The 3,757-nt window shown below is 51.8% G+C and carries 4 protein-coding genes; 3 read left to right on the plus strand and 1 reads right to left on the minus strand.

What is annotated here, in order from left to right:
* Positions 1 to 209: 209 nt before the first annotated feature.
* From ACTH3S_RS18040 to ACTH3S_RS18050, 3 genes are all read left to right on the plus strand, one after another.
* Positions 210 to 2,102 carry a phospholipase effector Tle1 domain-containing protein gene (locus ACTH3S_RS18040; protein WP_441810393.1) on the plus strand — a complete coding sequence of 631 codons (1,893 nt, stop codon included), beginning with the start codon at positions 210 to 212 and terminating at the stop codon, positions 2,100 to 2,102.
* Positions 2,092 to 2,715 (plus strand): DUF2931 family protein, encoded by a 624-nt coding sequence (locus ACTH3S_RS18045; protein WP_441810394.1) that lies wholly within the window; start codon positions 2,092 to 2,094, stop codon positions 2,713 to 2,715. The genes ACTH3S_RS18040 and ACTH3S_RS18045 overlap by 11 nt, the downstream gene beginning before the upstream one ends.
* 115 nt (positions 2,716 to 2,830) lie before the next feature.
* Positions 2,831 to 3,358, plus strand: a complete 528-nt coding sequence (locus ACTH3S_RS18050) for a hypothetical protein (RefSeq protein ID WP_441810395.1) — start codon at positions 2,831 to 2,833, stop codon at positions 3,356 to 3,358.
* A gap of 131 nt (positions 3,359 to 3,489) precedes the next feature.
* Here the strand turns inward: ACTH3S_RS18050 and ACTH3S_RS18055 are convergent, their stop codons facing one another.
* Positions 3,490 to 3,654: a hypothetical protein gene (locus ACTH3S_RS18055; RefSeq protein WP_441810396.1), complete on the minus strand. Its 165-nt coding sequence runs from the start codon at positions 3,652 to 3,654 to the stop codon at positions 3,490 to 3,492.
* Positions 3,655 to 3,757: the final 103 nt, after the last annotated feature.

Genomic DNA, 3,757 nt, shown 5'->3' on the forward strand with positions numbered 1-3,757 from the left:
GGACTTTCACCCCATTAGTTCATGCCCATGCTGGGCGTACACAAATTGTTGTAGTTCGTTCCGGCCTTCGGCCTCCACCGGACGCCCTTGTCAGGGCGCCGCTAAACCAAGGCGTTATGTGGTGCCAACCATGCTACACTTGCGGGCTTTTGATAATGTTTCATCATGGGTAGCCAGGAAGCTACTTTTCACTGAAAGGAGCTCTCATCATGAGCAATCTGATTGCCGCCTGCGTCGGCGATATGCATGTCTGCCCGATCAAAGGGCACGGCTCCTCCCCCATCATGCCAAACGGCTCCAGCATCCTTGTTGAAGGTAAACCCATTGCCCGGGTTGGCGATGTTACCGGCTGCGGTGCGGTTATTACTCAAGGCTACCCATTGGCGTTGGCTGATAGTATGCCTGTCGCATACCTTGGCAGCCCCACCAGTCATGGCGGTTCCATTGTCAGCGGTAGTCCAAGAGTGATTTTGGGTGTCGCCACCAACGCCGCACCGGTTGTGGACTTCGCCATGGCTGGTGCGCTGGATGACAAAGGCCAGCTTACCCCTGCCGCTAAAGAGTTACTGGATAAAGATCCGCAGGAATTTGTGCGCAAAGCCGCCCAGAAAGGCGCATTGATTGACGAAGGCGTTTCTGACGAGTCACCAGAGGAATCGCCGGAAGAAGAGAACCGTCCGAAGGTCCGGGTAGAGGCTGGCATCTTTTTCGATGGTACTGGCAATAATCGCGATAATACCCAAGTCTATCAGCGGCAGATGGATGAATGCCTCACAGCTAATGCAGCCGGGGCCATCTCCGAAGAAGAGTGCGGTAGCGAGCTGTCTCAGATCATGGAAGGCAGTTATCTGAATGCCGAAACCAATGTCTCCAAGTTAGAGCGAATGTATCAGCAGGGGCAAGTCCAGAGTGGCGACCGCGACCAAGTTCACCGCATTTCATCGTACATATCCGGTGTGGGTACAAAGTCCGGAGAAACTGACGATGGCCCCAGCATGGGACTCGGCCTGGGCGAGCAAGGGATACTCAAGAAAATCGATCAAGGCTGCGCCAATCTAGCGATTGACGTTCTTGATTATGTCAGCGAACCCATCGATGAACTGATTCTTGACGTTTTCGGTTTTAGCCGTGGCGCGGCAACTGCGCGGCATTTTGTCAGCCGAGAGGTGTCTGACACCACAGGCTCCTTGTACGGTGAATACAAGGGGGCTTTAGTCAGAGCATTCGAGCAGCAAGGCATACCTTGGCCCAAAAAAGTGACTGTTCGCTTTGTCGGCCTGTTCGATACCGTGGCCGGCGTTGCTGATCTGGGCAACCTGGACTTCTCTGCCCACGATACCGATACTGGACGCATCAACGTCAACCTTCGGCCAGAGGATGCCGAAAGGGTTGTTCAGTTTGCCGCGCGTGATGAGCGCCGGCACAACTTCTCCCTCAACAGCCTCCGGGGTGAGTCCGGCAACTTGCCGGACCACTTCAGCGAATGGGTGCTTCCGGGTGTTCACTCCGATATTGGCGGCGGTTACCCGGATAGCTTTCGAGAACGGGTTGAAGTTCGTCCGCCTCTGGTCGTCAGAGGGAAAGATCGCCGCAATCCCGAAGCCAGTTTTGAATTCTCCCGTATGTTGCAGGAACGTGCACTGATCAAAAATGAGGGTTGGATCGGGCCACTGAATCCACTTGCCACGCTGGAAATTGAACAGGAGCGTCTGCCCGGAGTACCGGGAGGTGACATCACGCTCCGCCTTTGGCTGGACCGTGAGGTTCGCGGTGAATATTCCCGTATTCCGCTGTATCTGATGCACAAGTTGGCGGTGGATGCTGGTGTTCCTTTCGATGTTATTGATCCTGAAGACTCATCACTTTCCCTTCCGCAAGAATTAATGACGGTTGCCAGAAATCTCGCGGCTCACGTCTGGCATGGCAGCCAGTTATTGATGACTCCGGAATCCAAAGCGTTACTGAAACAGCGATATATTCACCATTCCGACCATTACTTGAAGCTTGGCCCGTTGTACCCCTTCAAACCCGGCAATTATGGCCGCCGAACCGTCCATCCGAATAAGGGGCAATGGTCAGAGGGGGAATACCATGAGTATTAAGACGCTCGCTATTAGCTTCTGTGTCCTGGTGCTGCTGGGGTGTTCGGATCACAGTCAACAAGAAGAACCAACGTATGGCCCAGATCCCTCCTATCGAAGTATCTCCGTTGTGGTGCCGCAACACTACGATGCATGGGTCGAGACTTTTATCCTCGAATCTGTGTCGGGTGAAATCGGTTGGCGGGCACCCATCGGCATAATCACCTGCTGCTGGAAACATCCGTCTGGAAAAAACGCAGAATGGCAGGCAATGCCGGGGCTGGTGCTCATCAAGTGGTTTTCGTTTGCCGAACAGCAGTCTTATCGGGCGTTGATCCAGCTTGAAAATGCACGTGAGATTGAAGAAAAAATGAAACAAATCACCAAACTTGAGCGGTATGGTAATGTTCTTGATGTGCCTCGTTACAACCTCGTATTTGGTCTGGCACCAGGAGGAACAGTGGTTCTCTGGATCATGAACGGAGCGGAAAATGCGATTGAGGTGGGGCGCTATGAAGCTAAGCCTTACGATCACAAAAAAGAAGGCGAGGACTACACTAGGCGTACGGAGAGTTATCTCGAAAGACAGGGAGATTTTCTTCAAGAAAACGGGATACGATACGACGATTGGTGAACGTTTGTCTTTGACCTTTGAGTCAGGCCCACATAACCATGCCATGCACCGGATGCCAAACCCTCCGCTTCGCTACGGTTTTGTCACCGGTGATGGCGGGCGTTAGGCAGAAATCATGACGAAACAAGAGCTGGTAGGTTTCTTTCAAACCAAGATGAATCTCATTCAGTTGAGTTATGCATCTTTGATATTGTGGTCTTACGAAGATACGCCGGCCTTCTTTGAGGAACTTCATGGTGCATTGGACACGGAGGTAAAGGTGTTTCCTGATGCAGTGAGCTTGGTTCGAGATACAGCAAGTATGCGCATCGCCTCGGAAGAGCTTTATCAATCATCATACCGCTCGGCAGTGAAAGAACTTTTCCCATTAACAAAGCTGTATTGTCATCAAACAGGGCAATTGAAAGACCTGAAATCACAGCCTTGGTTCCAGTTTTGGCGCATACTCCGGAACTGCTGGTCTCACGACATGGTGTTCAATCTAAACCCCGACGAAAAATCACAATTACCACTTACCTGGTCTGGGGTAACTTTGAATGAGACTATAAACGGCAAACCTCTGACCCACGGCGTGTGCTCATACCAAAAATTGTACGAACTTCTTCAAACCGTTCAAAAGTATGTGCAGCGAGAACTTGCCTAACAAGGCCAGGCACGGCGACGTCTGCTACATTGCGGCTTCGCCTCCATTCCGTAGCCGCGCATGCTGGCTAGCGTTAGAAGTTTAGTCGTGCAAATCTGCCAGAGGTACATGGCTGTATGCTGCTGGAATTGCTACTCGGTATAGGTGTTGTAGTTGGCCTCAGCTATGCGGGTGGACATCTGCTCAATAACCGCCCCCGAAAGCCCTGCCCTAGATGCGGGGGAACTGGGTATTTGCCGCATTTTAGACATGTTCAGAATGGAATATGTTTCTTGTGTGGAGGTGGCGATGGGCATTATGTCAATCCAGTGTTTGAGCGAGAAATGCGGGAGGCGCGATTACAAGGTAATCCCCCCGAAAATCCAAGGTGTTCAAAAGTAGAATTTTCCGTAAGCTAAA

The sequence above is a fragment of the Marinobacter sp. genome (assembly GCF_052094685.1).
Taxonomy (GTDB): domain Bacteria; phylum Pseudomonadota; class Gammaproteobacteria; order Pseudomonadales; family Oleiphilaceae; genus Marinobacter.